The 15,036-nt window shown below is 35.8% G+C and carries 11 protein-coding genes; 8 read left to right on the forward strand and 3 right to left on the reverse strand.

The window, feature by feature from the left end:
• Nucleotide 1 precedes the first annotated feature (1 nt).
• From BUL40_RS05395 to BUL40_RS05410, 4 genes are all read left to right on the forward strand, one after another.
• Nucleotides 2-688 carry an LOG family protein gene (locus BUL40_RS05395; protein ID WP_080318392.1) on the forward strand — a complete coding sequence of 229 codons (687 nt, stop codon included), beginning with the start codon at nucleotides 2-4 and terminating at the stop codon, nucleotides 686-688.
• A gap of 63 nt (nucleotides 689-751) precedes the next feature.
• Entirely contained in the window at nucleotides 752-3,550 is a 2,799-nt protein-coding gene (locus BUL40_RS05400; protein ID WP_244901824.1) for a gluzincin family metallopeptidase, read from the forward strand.
• A 157-nt stretch (nucleotides 3,551-3,707) separates the two neighbouring features.
• A complete protein-coding gene (locus tag BUL40_RS05405) occupies nucleotides 3,708-6,119 on the forward strand; it encodes an alpha-ketoacid dehydrogenase subunit alpha/beta (RefSeq protein WP_080318393.1) in 2,412 nt (803 codons plus the stop codon).
• A gap of 96 nt (nucleotides 6,120-6,215) precedes the next feature.
• On the forward strand, nucleotides 6,216-6,593 hold the full coding sequence (locus BUL40_RS05410) for a DoxX family protein (RefSeq protein WP_080318394.1): 378 nt from the start codon (nucleotides 6,216-6,218) through the stop codon (nucleotides 6,591-6,593).
• A gap of 4 nt (nucleotides 6,594-6,597) precedes the next feature.
• Here the strand turns inward: BUL40_RS05410 and holA are convergent, their stop codons facing one another.
• Nucleotides 6,598-7,599: a DNA polymerase III subunit delta gene (gene holA, locus BUL40_RS05415; RefSeq protein ID WP_080318395.1), complete on the reverse strand. Its 1,002-nt coding sequence runs from the start codon at nucleotides 7,597-7,599 to the stop codon at nucleotides 6,598-6,600.
• A 26-nt stretch (nucleotides 7,600-7,625) separates the two neighbouring features.
• On the opposite strand from holA, the gene BUL40_RS05420 reads away from it, so the two are divergent.
• From BUL40_RS05420 to BUL40_RS05430, 3 genes are all read left to right on the forward strand, one after another.
• Nucleotides 7,626-8,072, forward strand: a complete 447-nt coding sequence (locus BUL40_RS05420) for a type I restriction enzyme HsdR N-terminal domain-containing protein (protein WP_080318396.1) — start codon at nucleotides 7,626-7,628, stop codon at nucleotides 8,070-8,072.
• A 12-nt stretch (nucleotides 8,073-8,084) separates the two neighbouring features.
• Nucleotides 8,085-9,086, forward strand: coding sequence for a glycosyltransferase family 2 protein (locus tag BUL40_RS05425; protein ID WP_080318397.1), 1,002 nt, complete (start codon nucleotides 8,085-8,087; stop codon nucleotides 9,084-9,086).
• Between the two features lie 75 nt (nucleotides 9,087-9,161).
• On the forward strand, nucleotides 9,162-10,034 hold the full coding sequence (locus BUL40_RS05430; protein WP_010516645.1) for an OmpA/MotB family protein: 873 nt from the start codon (nucleotides 9,162-9,164) through the stop codon (nucleotides 10,032-10,034).
• 57 nt (nucleotides 10,035-10,091) lie between these two features.
• Here BUL40_RS05430 and BUL40_RS05435 read toward each other — a convergent pair whose 3' ends face one another.
• Nucleotides 10,092-10,712, reverse strand: coding sequence for an L-threonylcarbamoyladenylate synthase (locus BUL40_RS05435; protein WP_080318398.1), 621 nt, complete (start codon nucleotides 10,710-10,712; stop codon nucleotides 10,092-10,094).
• A gap of 73 nt (nucleotides 10,713-10,785) precedes the next feature.
• On the opposite strand from BUL40_RS05435, the gene BUL40_RS05440 reads away from it, so the two are divergent.
• A complete protein-coding gene (locus BUL40_RS05440; RefSeq protein ID WP_080318399.1) occupies nucleotides 10,786-12,612 on the forward strand; it encodes a sensor histidine kinase in 1,827 nt (608 codons plus the stop codon).
• 2 nt (nucleotides 12,613-12,614) lie between these two features.
• On the opposite strand, the gene BUL40_RS05445 is transcribed toward BUL40_RS05440, so the two are convergent.
• On the reverse strand, nucleotides 12,615-14,939 hold the full coding sequence (locus tag BUL40_RS05445) for an ATP-dependent helicase (protein WP_080318400.1): 2,325 nt from the start codon (nucleotides 14,937-14,939) through the stop codon (nucleotides 12,615-12,617).
• Nucleotides 14,940-15,036: the final 97 nt, after the last annotated feature.

Consider the following 15,036-nt stretch of genomic DNA (forward strand, 5'->3'; position numbering starts at 1 on the left):
TATGCGTACAGAAAAACACCACAAAGGTTGGAACGAAATTAAAACGAATGACTCTTGGGCCCTTTTTAAAATAATGGGCGAATTTGTAAATGGATTTGAAAAAATGAGCCAAATAGGGCCATGTGTTTCCATTTTTGGAAGCGCTAGGACAAAACCGGGGGCTCCTTTTTATGAATTAGCGGTAGATACCGCCAAGAAAATTGCAGAAGCCGGTTATGGTGTTATAACCGGTGGTGGTCCAGGTATAATGGAAGCAGGTAACAAAGGTGCAAATTTGGCAGGCGGTACTTCTGTTGGTTTAAACATAGATTTACCGTTTGAACAGCATGACAATCCTTTTATAGACCCGGACAAAAGTTTAGATTTTGATTACTTTTTTGTAAGAAAGGTAATGTTTGTGAAGTATTCTCAAGGTTTTGTGGTTATGCCAGGTGGTTTTGGAACGTTAGATGAACTTTTTGAGGCTATGACCTTAATCCAAACCAACAAAATCCATAAATTTCCTATTATATTAGTGGGAACCGATTTTTGGTCGGGCTTGGTAGACTGGATAAAGAATACTATGTTAACGGTTAAAAATATAAGTCCGCAAGATTTAGATTTAATAAAGATAGTAGATACAGCGGATGAAGTGGTAGAAATCATAGACGCTTTTTACAAAGGCAATACCCTTAGCCCTAATTTTTAATTCCAATTTTTGGTTATACGTTTGGTAAGACAGTTTTCATTTATAGTTTTTTGTTTGGTTGCTATGGCGGTTACTGCCCAGCATACCAATAATATTAGTGCTATTTTAAAAGACTCTACCAAGGTAATATCCATTAAGCAAAATTTTAGGTATTTCAACAACTCTCAGGATACGTTGAATACGCTATATTTTAATGATTGGAACAATGCCTACAGCAGCAATACCACAGCGTTATCTAAGCGTTTTGGTGAAGATTTTGACCGTAGGTTACACTTGGCAAAACCCCACGAAAGGGGCTTTACCAAAATAACTTACATAAAAGATAGTGCAAACACCAACATTTCTTGGGACAGAACCGTACACGCTGATATTTTAAAAATTGAATTAAAAAAGCCACTACCCCCTAACCAAACTGTTGAACTCAACTTTAGGTATTTGCTCCGTTTACCCGAAGCAAAATTTACGGGTTATGGACACAGAAATGACGGCGGGTATTATTTAAAAGATTGGTATTTAACACCTGCTGTTTATGATGGGGAATGGCACCTATATCCCAACAAGGGTTTAGAAGATTTATATACGGAGGTTATGGATACCAGAATAGACTTAACGTTTCCTCCTAACCTATATTTTGCCAGTAATTTCAAGTACCAAAATGTTAGCAAGTTTCCACAAGGACAAAATGTGGCCCTTTCTGCCATAAAGCGTAAAAATGCTGTAGTTATTCTTGATAAAACAAAGGCGTTTACTACTCATATTACCCCTTATCTTCAAGTTACCACAGATTTAGATGCTGTTAGGTATGATGAAATTGCCCAAGGTATATCCATAAACCGTATCAATAAATATATTACGGACAATTTAGGGCAATATCCTCATGGCAACCTGCTGGTAAGCTCTTATGAGTATAAGAAAAATCCACTTTATGGTCTAAATCAACTACCTTCTTTTATAAGACCTTATGATGAGCAATTTCAATTTGAAATGGCATACCTAAAGACCAGTTTAAATAGCTTTTTGGAGGAAACGTTGTTCATGGATCCTAGAAAAGAAAGATGGGTTAATGATGCTATTGCAAATTATTTGACCATAAAGTTTGTAGAGGAGTTTTATCCAGACCAAAAATTGATTGGGAAACTTGCCAATATTTGGGGAGTAAAGGGTTTTCATTTGGCCAAAATGGATTTTAATGAGCAGTATACGTTACTACAAATGTTACCCTCTAGGAGCAACATTGATCAAAGCCTTACCACACCAAACGATTCGCTCATAAAATTCAATCAAAAAATAGCCAATAGATACAAGGCCGGGTCTGGTTTGGCCTATTTGGCCAATTATATTGGAAAAGAACGGGTAGACAGTACAATTATAGATTTTTATAATGTTCATAAGTTAGCTAGTAGAACCAATGTAAGTGATTTTGAGGCGGTTTTAACAGCTTGCTCAGATGATGATGTGTCGTGGTTTTTTAATGAGTACGTGAAGACCAGAGCTAAGATTGACTTTAAAATAAAAAATCTTAAAAAAACAGAAGATTCTGTAACCTTTACCTTAAAAAACAAGACAGGAACAAATGTACCTATTAGTCTATTTGGTTTAAAAAACGATACGGTTGTTGCTAAGTATTGGTTTAAAGATATAGATACGAGTAGAACCATTACCCTACCCAGAGCTGGTGCGGAGAAATTGGTATTGAATTACGACCAAAAAATTCCAGAATTTAATCAAAGGGATAATTGGAAAACCTTAAACGGTTTTTTTAGCAGCAATAAAAAATTAAAGTTTACTTTTTTCAAGGATACGGAGAACCCATATTACAATCAAGTCTTTTACGTGCCCATTGCCAATTTTAATATTTATGATGGGCTAACTCCAGGTTTAAGACTTTACAACAAACCTTTTCTAGAGCGTCCTTTTACGTATGACATCTCGCCTACCTATTCCTTTGCAGAAAAAACAATGGTGGGCAGGGCAAGCCTTAGGTATAGAAAATATCATGGTAAATCTGGTCTATATGTATCCAATTACGGCGTATCTGGTGGCACTTCGCATTTTCAAGAAAACTCTAGATTTAGCACCTTAACGCCATTTATGAGTTTTGCATGGCGCCCAGAAGATTTACGTTCCAACAAAAGGCAAATACTAACCCTAAGACATAGAAACGTATTTAGAAATATAGGTGAGAACGTTTTGCGAAATGATGACATAGATCTAGATCTAGAAAATAATCCAGATTATAGTGTATTTAACGCCCGTTATTTAAATTACAACAACAATTTAATTAATTATCGGTCTGGAACTATTGACTTTCAGCATGCTGCACAGTTTACAAAAGTATCGGTTGAATTAGAGTATAGACGCTTATTTGAAAGTAACCGACAATTAAATCTACGCTTTTTTGCAGGTAAATTTATTAGAAACAAGACCAATTCAGATTTTTTCAGTTTTGCGTTAGACCGCCCTACGGATTACATGTTTGACCTAAACTACCTTGGCCGCTCAGAGTCTTCTGGCTTAACCAGTCAACAGATAATTATTGCAGAAGGGGGCTTTAAAACACAATACGAAGATCAATTTGGTAGCGATTGGATTGCAACCTTAAACGGAAGTATTAATGTCTGGAGGTGGATAGAACTGTATGGCGATGTAGGATTTATTGCAGATAGAGGTGAATCTGCATGGTTTGCGTATGACTCTGGAGTCCGTCTTAATTTAGTAACGGATTATTTTGAATTATATCTACCGGTTTATAGCAATAAAGGTTGGGAAATTGCCCAGCCAGAGTATGAAAAATCTATTCGATTCATAGTTACGGTAAGTCCAAAAACATTGATTGGTTTATTTACCAGAAAATGGTTTTAAATTATATTATTCGCAATAAACCCTTATCAAACCAAGGTTGAATTATTGAATGCTTATTTTATAGAGGTATATATTATAATTTTATCATTTTATTAGGGTTCATTCTACTAGTTTTTCATGTCAAAATTTATTACTTTCGCAAAAAAGTACCATATACATGAATACAGACCCAAAAACCAGTAGCGAAATTTCTTTTGATGATTTTAAAAGTCAAATCCTAAACGATTATCGCGTGGCGGTAACCAGTAGGGAATGTAGTTTATTGGGAAGAAGGGAAGTATTGACCGGGAAGGCAAAATTCGGAATATTTGGCGATGGCAAAGAATTACCGCAATTGGCCATGGCCAGGGCTTTTCATGATGGTGATTTTAGAAGTGGATATTACAGGGACCAAACATTTATGATGGCTTTAGGAGAGTTAACCCCAAAAGCTTTTTTTCATGGACTATATGCTACCACTGATATTGAAAAAGAACCCATGAGCGCAGGTAGGCAAATGGGCGGCCACTTTGTGACACATAGTATACAAGAAGATGGTTCTTGGAAAAACTTAACAGAACAACCCAACAGTAGTGCAGATATTTCTTGTACTGCTGGCCAAATGCCTAGGTTATTGGGGTTAGCGCAAGCATCTAAAATATTTAGAAACGTAAAAGGTATTGACCAAACCAACTTTTCTAATAATGGAAATGAAGTAGCTTGGGGTACCATTGGTAATGCCAGTACTAGTGAAGGTCATTTCTTTGAAACATTAAATGCAGCAGGGGTTTTACAAGTGCCTATGGTAATCAGCGTTTGGGACGATGATTACGGCATCTCCGTACCTGCAAAATATCACACTACAAAAAGTGATATTTCAGAAGTCTTAAAAGGCTTTCAAAGAGACGAGGAAAATGAAGGGTATGAAATATTAAAAGTTCGTGGTTGGGATTATACCGCATTAATACATACCTATGAAAATGCAAGTGACATTGCCAGAGAAGAGCATGTACCCATTTTAATACACGTTACTGAACTAACACAACCGCAAGGACACTCCACCTCTGGGTCTCATGAACGCTATAAAAGTGCCGAACGTTTAGAATGGGAAAAGGAAAATGATTGCAACAAGCGTTTCAAAGAATGGATATTGGCCAATAATATTGCAGACGAAACTGAACTTAAGGAATTAGAAAAGTCTTGCAAGCAAGCTGTTAGAAGCGCTAAAAAGGAGGCATGGTCAGAATTTTTGGCCCCAATAATTGCCACTAAGAAAGAATTGGTACAACATTTAGATAAATTAGCCGCAGAAAGCAGCAATAAGGTTTTTATTCAAAAATTAAAAAATGATTTAATTGCGATAGAAGAACCAATTAAAAAGAATATTGCGAGTATTGCTAGAACGGCATTACGTTATGTTATTGGAGAAAACACACCTTCTAAGCAAAATTTTGTTGATTGGTTAAACAAGTATCTGGCAAACAAGCAAGAAGAATATAGTTCTCACTTATATAATGGATACAACCAAAAAGCTACAGATGTAAAAGCCATTATACCACAATACGATGATGAGGCAGAAATGGTAGATGGTAGGATCATTGTGAGGGATAATTTTGACAAGCTTTTTGAAAAATATCCGAACACTTTAGTATTTGGAGAAGATGTTGGAAATATTGGTGATGTTAACCAAGGATTAGAAGGTCTTCAAGAAAAATATGGAGAACTTAGAATAGCAGACACTGGTATTAGAGAAACCACTATTGTTGGCCAAGGTATTGGATTGGCCTTGAGAGGTTTAAGACCTATAGCCGAAATACAATATCTAGACTACATTCTTTATGGCCTGCAAACATTAAGTGATGATTTGGCTACATTAAGCTACCGTACGGTAGGTAAACAGGTGGCTCCGCTTATTATCCGTACCAGAGGACACCGTTTAGAAGGTATATGGCATTCTGGCTCGCAAATGGGAGGCCTGGTTCATTTATTAAGAGGAATGAATATTTTAGTTCCTAGAAACATGACACAAGCAGCTGGATTTTACAACACCCTTCTAGCCTGTAACGAACCTGCTTTAGTAATTGAAAGCTTAAACGGATATCGTCTAAAGGAGAAAAAACCTAACAATTTGGGTAATTATAGGACGCCAATCGGTAAAGTGGAAACCATTAAAACAGGTAAAGATATTACGGTGCTGTCTTATGGTTCAACTTTACGTATTGTGGAGCAAGCTGCCAAAGAATTAATGGCTTTGGGTATAGACGTAGAAGTTATAGATGCCCAATCGTTATTGCCCTTTGATCTTGAACATGATTGTGTTAAGAGTCTTGAAAAAACCAACAGGCTTCTAATAATAGATGAAGATGTACCTGGTGGCTGTTCAGCTTATTTAATGCAAGAAATTTTAGAAAAGCAAGGAGGTTACCAATATCTAGATAGCGCCCCACAAACCTTAACTGCAAAGGCTCACAGGCCAGCGTATGCTACGGATGGTGATTACTTTTCTAAACCGAGCTTAGAAGATATTGTAGAAAAAGTGTATGCTATTATGCACGAAGCTTCCCCTAAAAAGTTTCCAAAATTGAGATAGAACACTTTTTGGCTACTAGTATTATTGGGGTTTTGTTTTTAAAATAAACCATTTGTTATTAAATTTGGTAAAGACCAATTAAAAACCCCTCTACTAATGAAAAACGCTTTTACCAAAGATTTAGGTTTAGCTTTATTAAGAGTTGTTCCCTCCCTTATGATGATGTCTCATGGGCTACCAAAACTACAGAAGATGCTTTCTGGAGATTTTGCCTTTGCTAATCCCTTAGGAATTGGGGAAGCACCCTCATTATTTCTAGCAGTTGTTGGAGAATTTATTGCTCCAATCTTTATCATTCTAGGATTCAAAACCAGGTTTGCAACTATACCTGTAATCATTACTATGTTGGTAGCGGTATTTATAGTACATGGTGCAGATCCGTTTGGCAAGAAAGAATTGCCATTTTTGTATGCAATTGTTTTTATAGTAATTGCATTGGTTGGCCCTGGTAAATTTGGTATTGACAAGAAATAATCTGCTAAAAAATGGTGTTTAATAACTCCTTAAGCAAATCTGCTTGAGACAGGTTACTCGCGCCTAAACCTTTACCCTTTAAATCTAGTTCTCGTAAGCCAGAAATAATGGAACTAATTTTTTTCATAGGGTAATTTCTTGCTGCAGTTTGGTATTCTTTTACAAAAAATGGACTTATTCTTAGGGCACTTGCAACGGCTTTTTGCGAGTGGTCTTTTAAGCCATGATATTCCAATAGTTGGGCAAAGAAAGAATTTAATAAAGACACGGTTAACAAAAAGGGATTGTCTTTTGGATTTTGTGCAAAATAGGCTACAATTTGCGCAGCCTTTTTAAAATCGCGTTCCCCCACTGCTTTTTTTAATTCAAAATTGTTGTAGTCTTTACTTATACCAATATGGGTTTCTATATGGTCTGCAGATATTTCAATGTCTTTGGATAATACCAAGAACAATTTTTCCAATTCATTATTGATTTTACTTAAATCTGTACCTAAAAACTCCACCAGTAATGCTGCAGCTTTAGGTGTAATTTTATAACCTTTGCCGGCCAGTACTTTTCTTATCCAATCTGCAACTTGATTCTCGTATAACTTTTTACTTTCTAATAGCACACCATTTTTGGCAATGGTTTTATATACTTTTTTTCGTTTGTCTAGTTTTTTATACTTGTAATTAATAACCAATACGGTAGATGGTTGTGGATTGCTTGCGTAAGCATCTAGTTGATCTATAGTCCTAGATAAATGTTGGGCTTCTTTTACCAAAACAACCTGGTATTCTGCCATCATAGGAAAACGCTTGGCATTTTCTACAATTTGATCTATAGTTGTGTCCTTACCATACAAGGTCATTTGATTAAAACCTCTTTCGTCTTCCGTGAGCACGTTATTGGCTATATAATCTGTTAATTTATCTATATAATAAGGCTCCTCTCCCATAAAAAAATAGATTGGTTTTATATTTCTATTTTTAATGTCAGAGACAATCTTTTTTACTTCTTCCATTTAAAAAAAAACTGGACTTTTGCGCTATGCAAGTTTTAAATTTCGATTCATTTCAGTTTCGGTTTAAAAATACCGAAAATAGACTCCATATTTTTGACATTATCCGAAAAAAATTTGTGGTACTGCAACCAGAAGAATGGGTTAGACAGCACGTTGTACATCATTTAATAGAAATTAAGAAATACCCCGTTTCCCTAATAAATGTAGAAAAGCAATTAATTATCAATGGCTTAAAAAAAAGATATGACGTGGTTGTATTTAAACCAAACGGTAAAATAGCCTTGTTAGTAGAATGCAAAGCACCCATGGTTACTATTGACCAAAACACATTTAACCAAATTGCTATTTATAATTTAAATGCAGATGCCGATTATTTAATGGTAACAAACGGATTGCAGCATTACTACTGTTTAATGAACATAGAAACGGAAAATTATACTTTTCTAAAGGATATTCCTGATTTTAGCCGTTAATTTGCACCCGTTTTGAATATCGCAATCGTCATATTAAACTGGAATGGTGCAGCCCTTTTAAAAGAGTATTTACCCAATGTAATCAACTACTCTAAAGAAGCTAGGATCTACGTGATAGATAATGCTTCTACGGATAACTCCGTTGCACTAATAGAGACTGATTTCCCCACGGTTAACTGCATCGTAAACAAGGAGAATTTTGGTTTTGCCGGAGGTTACAACCAAGGCCTTAAACATATTGATGCCGATCTGTATTGCTTACTCAATTCTGATGTAGCCGTTAGCAAAGGTTGGCTATCCCCTATAATAGAAACATTTTTAAACAAACCCCAAATAGCTATTGCCCAACCTAAAATTTTAGATTTAAAACAACCAGAATATTTTGAGTATGCTGGTGCGGGAGGCGGTTTTATAGATGCCTTTGGATATCCTTTTTGTAGAGGTAGAATTTTTCAGACCATTGAGAAAGACCAAGGGCAATATGACGATTCTATTGAAATATTTTGGGCAACTGGTGCCTGCATGTTCATTAGGAAAAATGTATTTAACGCCTTAAAAGGGTTTGATGAGGACTATTTTGCACACCAAGAAGAAATAGACTTATGTTGGCGTGCTAAAAATATAGGTCACAAAATTTATTATATAGGGGCTAGTCATGTTTTTCATTTAGGTGGGTTTACCCTTAAAAACAGTAACCCCCACAAGACCTTTTTAAACTTTAGGAATTCGTTATACTCCATCACAAAAAATTTACCAACCAATAAGGCAATTGGTATTGTTTTTATACGACTAATCTTGGACGGTATAGCGGCAGCACGGTTTTTACTACAACTTAGAGGCCTACATGCATGGGCTATTTTACGCGCGCATTTTAGCTTTTATGCCAACTTTCACAAGATGTATAAAAAGCGGGAAAAAGCTAATTTTATATTAAAATACCATTTCGTGAAATCCATAGTTTGGTCTTACTTCGTATATCAAATAAGGTATTTTAACAATTTAGTAAAAGATTAACTAAGGCTAAATGTTAATACCTGTCAATTTGCATAATTTTGGATTGACTAGCGAAAATTTAAATTTAAAATAATTATGAAAAAAATAGTACTAGGTACTTTAGGAATTGCCCTTTTATTAGGGTCCTGTGTTTCACAAAAGAAATACGCAGATTTAGAAGCAAAGCATAAAGAAACACAAGATTTATTAAACTCTGCAACGGTAAAGCTTAACGATTGTTTGGATGAAAAAGCAACGGCTACATCCAAAATGAACGCATTAGAAGAGCAAAACGCTTTCTTAAAGGCCAACAATCAAGAGTTGATCAACAACATGGGAGATTTAACTACGTTGACTGCAAAAGGTGCAGAAAACCTAGAAAAATCCTTAGAAAGCCTAAGAGAGAAAGATTTAACCATTCGCAAGTTACAAGATGCTGTTACAAGAAGAGATTCTGTAAACCTATCTTTAGTACAAAGCCTTAAAGGTGTTCTTGGAAACCTTGATGATGAGGATATTGAAGTGTCTGTAGAAAAAGGTGTAGTTTTTGTTTCTATCTCTGATAAATTATTATTTAGAAGTGGAAGTTACAATGTAACTGCAGAAGCTAAGCAAGTACTAGGAAAAGTTGCAAAAGTGGTAAACAATAAGCCAGATTTTGAATTCTTGGTAGAAGGCCATACAGACAACGTACCTTACCGTAAAGGTGTTTTATTAGACAACTGGGATTTAAGTGCTAAAAGAGCAACTTCTGTTGTAAGAATTTTACAGAACGATTTTGGTGTGGATCCAGCAAGAATGACAGCTGCAGGACGTAGCTACTACGTACCATTGGTAAGCAATGATTCTTCTGCTAACCGAGGCAAGAATAGAAGAACAAGAATTGTTGTACTTCCAAAGTTAGACCAATTCTATAGCATGATCGAAGAAGGAATGAAAGATCCTGCAATTGGCGGAAGCGGAAAATAATTTAAGGAAATTACCTTATAACTTTATTAGCGGCTCATAAATATGAGCCGCTTTTTTTTATAGAATATCTAGATTACCCTTACCTTCCCTAATCACAACTGGCTCGCCTTCAGATAAATCTATAATGGTAGAAGCAATGTTATCCCCATAGCCCCCATCTATTACTATATCTACAAGGTTGTTCCACTTTTCTAAAATTAATTCTGGGTCTGTGGTGTACTCCAAAATATCATCATCATCTCGTATTGAGGTAGATACTATTGGGTTACCCAATTCTGTTACTATAGTCTTGGCAATAGTATTATCTGGTACCCGTATACCCACTGTTTTCTTTTTCTTAAAGTCTTTTGGTAAATTATTACTTCCGGGGAGAATAAAGGTGTATGGTCCTGGTAAGGCCCTTTTTAAGATTTTAAACGTGCTTGTATCTATCTGCTTTACGTAATCTGACAGGTTACTTAAATCTGGACAAATAAAAGACCAATTGGCTTTTGCCAATTTCACACCCTTTATACGAGCTATTTTCTCTAAAGCCCTTGAGTTGGTAATGTCGCAACCCAATCCATAAACCGTGTCTGTTGGGTAGATTATCAACCCTCCTTTTCTTAACACGTTTACAATTTTAGCTATTTTCCTAGGGTCAGGATTATCATTATATAATTTAATAAATTCAGCCATTTGTATTCTTTTTCCTACTTTTTTTATACTTATTCCTACATAAAACCGTTATGGTATTCCCAATACTCCCATAATGCATACAATTAAAGGTCGCATTTTACTAGCATTTGCAGCGCTTTGTTTATTAACTACACCTGTAATATTGTTCTATTTTAGTTCATCAGAGAAAATAAACTTAGCGCATAATATTAAAGAACAAGTAGATGTTTTTAATATTAATAGACTTAAAGTACTTAATGTTTACAATCAAATACTGGAGTCTGATTCTAAGTTAGATGCTTTTTATTTAGAAAGCAGTACTAACAATATAAAAAAATACCAACAATTTTATGCCAATGCATTAAATGCCCTAGTTGCACTAAAAGAAAATCAACAATTAACCAGTCAGGTGGTTGAGCTCCGGTTAGAAACCATAGAACAGCGACTTACCTTATTAAATACCAATGTAAACGAATTGATTCGTTTAAAAAGAAAGCGAGGTTTTAAAGATTACGGATTGGAAGGTAATATGCGTAGCCAAATTCATCAATTGGAAAATGTAACCAGTATAAGCCTTAGCGAAAACCTTATGTTGAGAAGAAGGGAAAAGGATTTCTTTTTACGGGGAGATTTGCACTATGCCAATCTGTTAAACCAACATGCAGACAGTCTAATAGAAAGAATGGCCGCTAACTTTGATGAGAACCATAAAGCTATAATTGTCCTAAATCGATATAAAGAAATATTTAACGACATAGTTAAAATAGAATCTGCCATTGGCAACGAAAATGCTGGTTTAGTTTACAATATCCATGAACTATCCAATCAATTGGATCAAGATGTTGAGAGTTTACATGGAGTTTTAAAAGAAGATCTTACGCTATTATCCAAGGGTATTCGAAATTTTATAATACTCTTTCTATTGATAACTATTTTATTCCTAGTTGCTTTTGCCTTTATATTTTCAAATTACATAACCAAACCCATTAAGTTGCTAATTGAAGATATGAATCGTGTAATTGCGAATAAGTTTAAAACAGAAACTGCTATACAAACCAAAAGCAGTACGCAAGAAATACTACAGCTTAAAACAAGTTATACCAAACTTACTGAAACTATTAAGGATCAAGTAAATGCCTTAAACATAAAAAACGCTGAGCTAGAACGTTTAAATGGTAAACTAAAGGAATCTGAGGTAGAACTTAAAGATGCCTCTCAAATAAAGGATAAATTTTTCTCAATTATTTCTCACGATCTTAAGGGTTATACTAGTAACATTGTATCTATGACGCAAGTTTTGAATGCCAATACCAAACTTACAGGAGAAGAAAGACGAGTTTTTGGTAGTCATTTACAAGATACCGCGCAAAACCTTCAGTTATTGTTAGATAACCTTTTAAACTGGGCAAAAAATCAAATGAACGATAAAAATCTAAATAAGCGTTCTTTTGATATCAATAAAGTTTTAGAAAAAAATGTAGAACTAATTCGTGAGGTAGCCATCCGAAAAAACATTACTTTGAACATAGACCATAAAGCTATTTTAAAGGGATACGCCGATAAAGATATGGTAGATTTTGTTGTAAGAAACTTATTGAGCAACGCACTTAAATTTACCCCAGAAGGAGAAAGTATAACTGTGGCCGCAACAGAAAAAGAACATGAGCTGGCCATTACCATAAAAGACACTGGCGTAGGCATGACCAAAACCCAAATTAAAGAACTTTTAAACGCCAATACACAGGCAATAAGCACAAAAGGAACAAACAACGAAGAAGGCAATGGTCTTGGTTTTGGAATATGCTTGGATTTTATAAAACGAAATGGTGGTAAAATAATTATAGATTCTAAAGTTGGGGTTGGTAGTAGTTTTACCTTTACCATTCCTACCCAATTATCTAGAACTAGCATTTTGAACTAGATCTAACCTATAACTTCCAATTTGGCAAAACGTAGCAGTAGTTTCTTGATATTTCCACTATCAAACCGTATTTCTGCTTTTTTATCGTTACCCACCCCCTCAATATTCAACACCTTACCCCTACCAAATCGGGTATGGTTTACTAAGGCACCTTGCACCAAGTTGTCTGGTACGCTATTCGTGTTTGCAGAACTTTCACTTAAGTTGGGTTTAAGTTTACGCAAACGCCTTAACTGGTTTTCATTAGGTTTTGGTGCACTTGGTGGTATTCCTGTCTTTGGTTTTACCTGCCTAAGCTTGCTTTTATCAACATCTCCCCAAATATTATCTTTTAGCATAGACTTGTAGCGGTACCCATCGTTTACAGGGACCAGACTCTCAATGTATTGTTCATCTATTTCTTCTATAAAACGGCTAGGCTCTGCATCTATTAACTTACCCCATCTATACCTGTTCTGGGTATAGGTTAAATAAGCTTGCTTTTCTGCTCTTGTCAAGGCTACATAAAACAGACGTCGCTCCTCCTCTAGTTCACTTCTGGTGTTCATGCTCATGGCAGAAGGAAACAAATCTTCCTCCATACCAACAATATACACATATGGGAACTCTAAACCTTTGGCCAAATGTATGGTCATAAGTGCCACCCGGTCATCATCTTCGGTATCCTTATCCATATCCGTGGCTAGGGCTACGTCTTCCAAGAATTCTGTTAAACTACCTGTGGCGTCGGCAACTTCTTTTTGCCCTTCAACAAAATCTTTAACACCATTTAATAGTTCTTCTATATTTTCCATACGGGCAATACCTTCTGGAGTGCCGTCTTTTTTAAACTCTAACAGCAAGCCTGTCTTCTTGGCAACATGCTCTGCCAAGGCAAAGGCATCCGCAGCTTCGTTCATAATTTGGAAGCTTTTTATCATGGTCACAAAATCGCCCAGTTTACGTTGTGTGCCAGAATTTATCTTAAGGTTTATTCGGTCCAAATTCTCCATCACCTCAAAAATAGACCTTCCGTAGTGGTTGGCTGCCACCGTTAATTTATCTACAGTTGTAGAACCAATGCCCCTAGCCGGAAAATTGATTACCCTTTTTAAGGCTTCTTCATCTTTTGGATTGATGATCAAACGTAAATACGCTAAAACATCCTTTATTTCTTTTCGCTGGTAAAAGGATAGGCCTCCGTAAATACGATAGGGAATATCTCGTTTACGCAAAGCGTCTTCTATGGCCCTAGATTGGGAATTGGTACGGTATAAAACGGCAAATTCTCCATTGGGTAATTGCTGTTGCATCTTGTGTTCAAAAATAGAACCCGCTACATACCTGCCCTCTTCCGCATCTGTAGGACTGCGATGTACTATGATTTTGTTACCTTCATCATTGGAGGTCCAAACAACTTTTTCTAACTGATTTTTATTCTTTTCAATAACCGAATTGGCAGCGTTGACAATATTCTTGGTAGAACGATAGTTCTGCTCCAAACGATATACCTTGGCGTCTGAATAGTCTCTTTGAAAGTTAAGGATGTTGCTGATATTAGCCCCCCTAAAAGAATAAATACTCTGGGCATCGTCTCCCACTACACAAATGTTATGGTAACGATCGGCCAATGCCTTTACAATCAAATATTGTGAGTGGTTGGTATCTTGGTACTCATCTACCAATATATATTTAAATCGGTCTTGGTACTTCATCAAAACCTCTGGAAAACGATTTAACAACTCATTGGTGCGTAACAACAAATCATCAAAATCCATAGCCCCCGCCTTAAAGCATCGATCTACATAATTTTTATAAATTTCGCCAAGACGTGGCCGTTTTGCCATGGCATCTGCCTCTATTAACTCTGGGTTGTTAAAATAGGCCTTAACCGTTATAAGGCTATTCTTAAACGAAGAAATCCGGTTTTGTACCTGTTTATATTTATAAATATCTTTATCTAACCCCATTTCTTTGATAATGGAGGCAATTAAACGTTGTGAATCTTGAGTGTCATAAATGGTAAAATTGCTTGGAAAACCCAATTTGTCTCCATCATAACGCAAAAGCTTAGCAAAAACAGAATGGAATGTTCCCATCCAAAGATTTTTAGCTTCTGAATTACCTACTATGGCAGCTATACGATGTTTCATTTCTCTTGCTGCTTTATTGGTAAAGGTCAAGGCTAAAATGTTAAAGGAATCTACACCTTGTTCCATTAAATGGGCAATCCTATATGTTAACACCCTTGTTTTACCAGAACCCGCACCTGCAATGACCATTAACGGTCCCTCTTTATGCAAAACAGGACCTCTCTGGGCATCGTTCAATTCATCTATATAAGACATGTCTTTCTTAGCAATTTTAAACCAAACGTGAAATTAGCCATTCTTAAGCGGTTACTAAAATGTTGGTTGCATTAGTTTTAAACAGCAAGCATTACCT

The sequence above is a fragment of the Croceivirga radicis genome (assembly GCF_002072105.2).
GTDB lineage: Bacteria > Bacteroidota > Bacteroidia > Flavobacteriales > Flavobacteriaceae > Croceivirga > Croceivirga radicis.

Coding starts and splice junctions, on each gene's coding strand:
- BUL40_RS05395 (WP_080318392.1), top strand. CDS start 2: ATGCGTACAGAAAAACACCACAAAGGTTGGAACGAAATTAAAACGAAT.
- BUL40_RS05400 (WP_244901824.1), top strand. CDS start 752: ATGGCGGTTACTGCCCAGCATACCAATAATATTAGTGCTATTTTAAAA.
- BUL40_RS05405 (WP_080318393.1), top strand. CDS start 3,708: ATGAATACAGACCCAAAAACCAGTAGCGAAATTTCTTTTGATGATTTT.
- BUL40_RS05410 (WP_080318394.1), top strand. CDS start 6,216: ATGAAAAACGCTTTTACCAAAGATTTAGGTTTAGCTTTATTAAGAGTT.
- holA (WP_080318395.1), bottom strand. CDS start 7,599: ATGGAAGAAGTAAAAAAGATTGTCTCTGACATTAAAAATAGAAATATA.
- BUL40_RS05420 (WP_080318396.1), top strand. CDS start 7,626: ATGCAAGTTTTAAATTTCGATTCATTTCAGTTTCGGTTTAAAAATACC.
- BUL40_RS05430 (WP_010516645.1), top strand. CDS start 9,162: ATGAAAAAAATAGTACTAGGTACTTTAGGAATTGCCCTTTTATTAGGG.
- BUL40_RS05435 (WP_080318398.1), bottom strand. CDS start 10,712: ATGGCTGAATTTATTAAATTATATAATGATAATCCTGACCCTAGGAAA.
- BUL40_RS05440 (WP_080318399.1), top strand. CDS start 10,786: ATGCATACAATTAAAGGTCGCATTTTACTAGCATTTGCAGCGCTTTGT.
- BUL40_RS05445 (WP_080318400.1), bottom strand. CDS start 14,939: ATGTCTTATATAGATGAATTGAACGATGCCCAGAGAGGTCCTGTTTTG.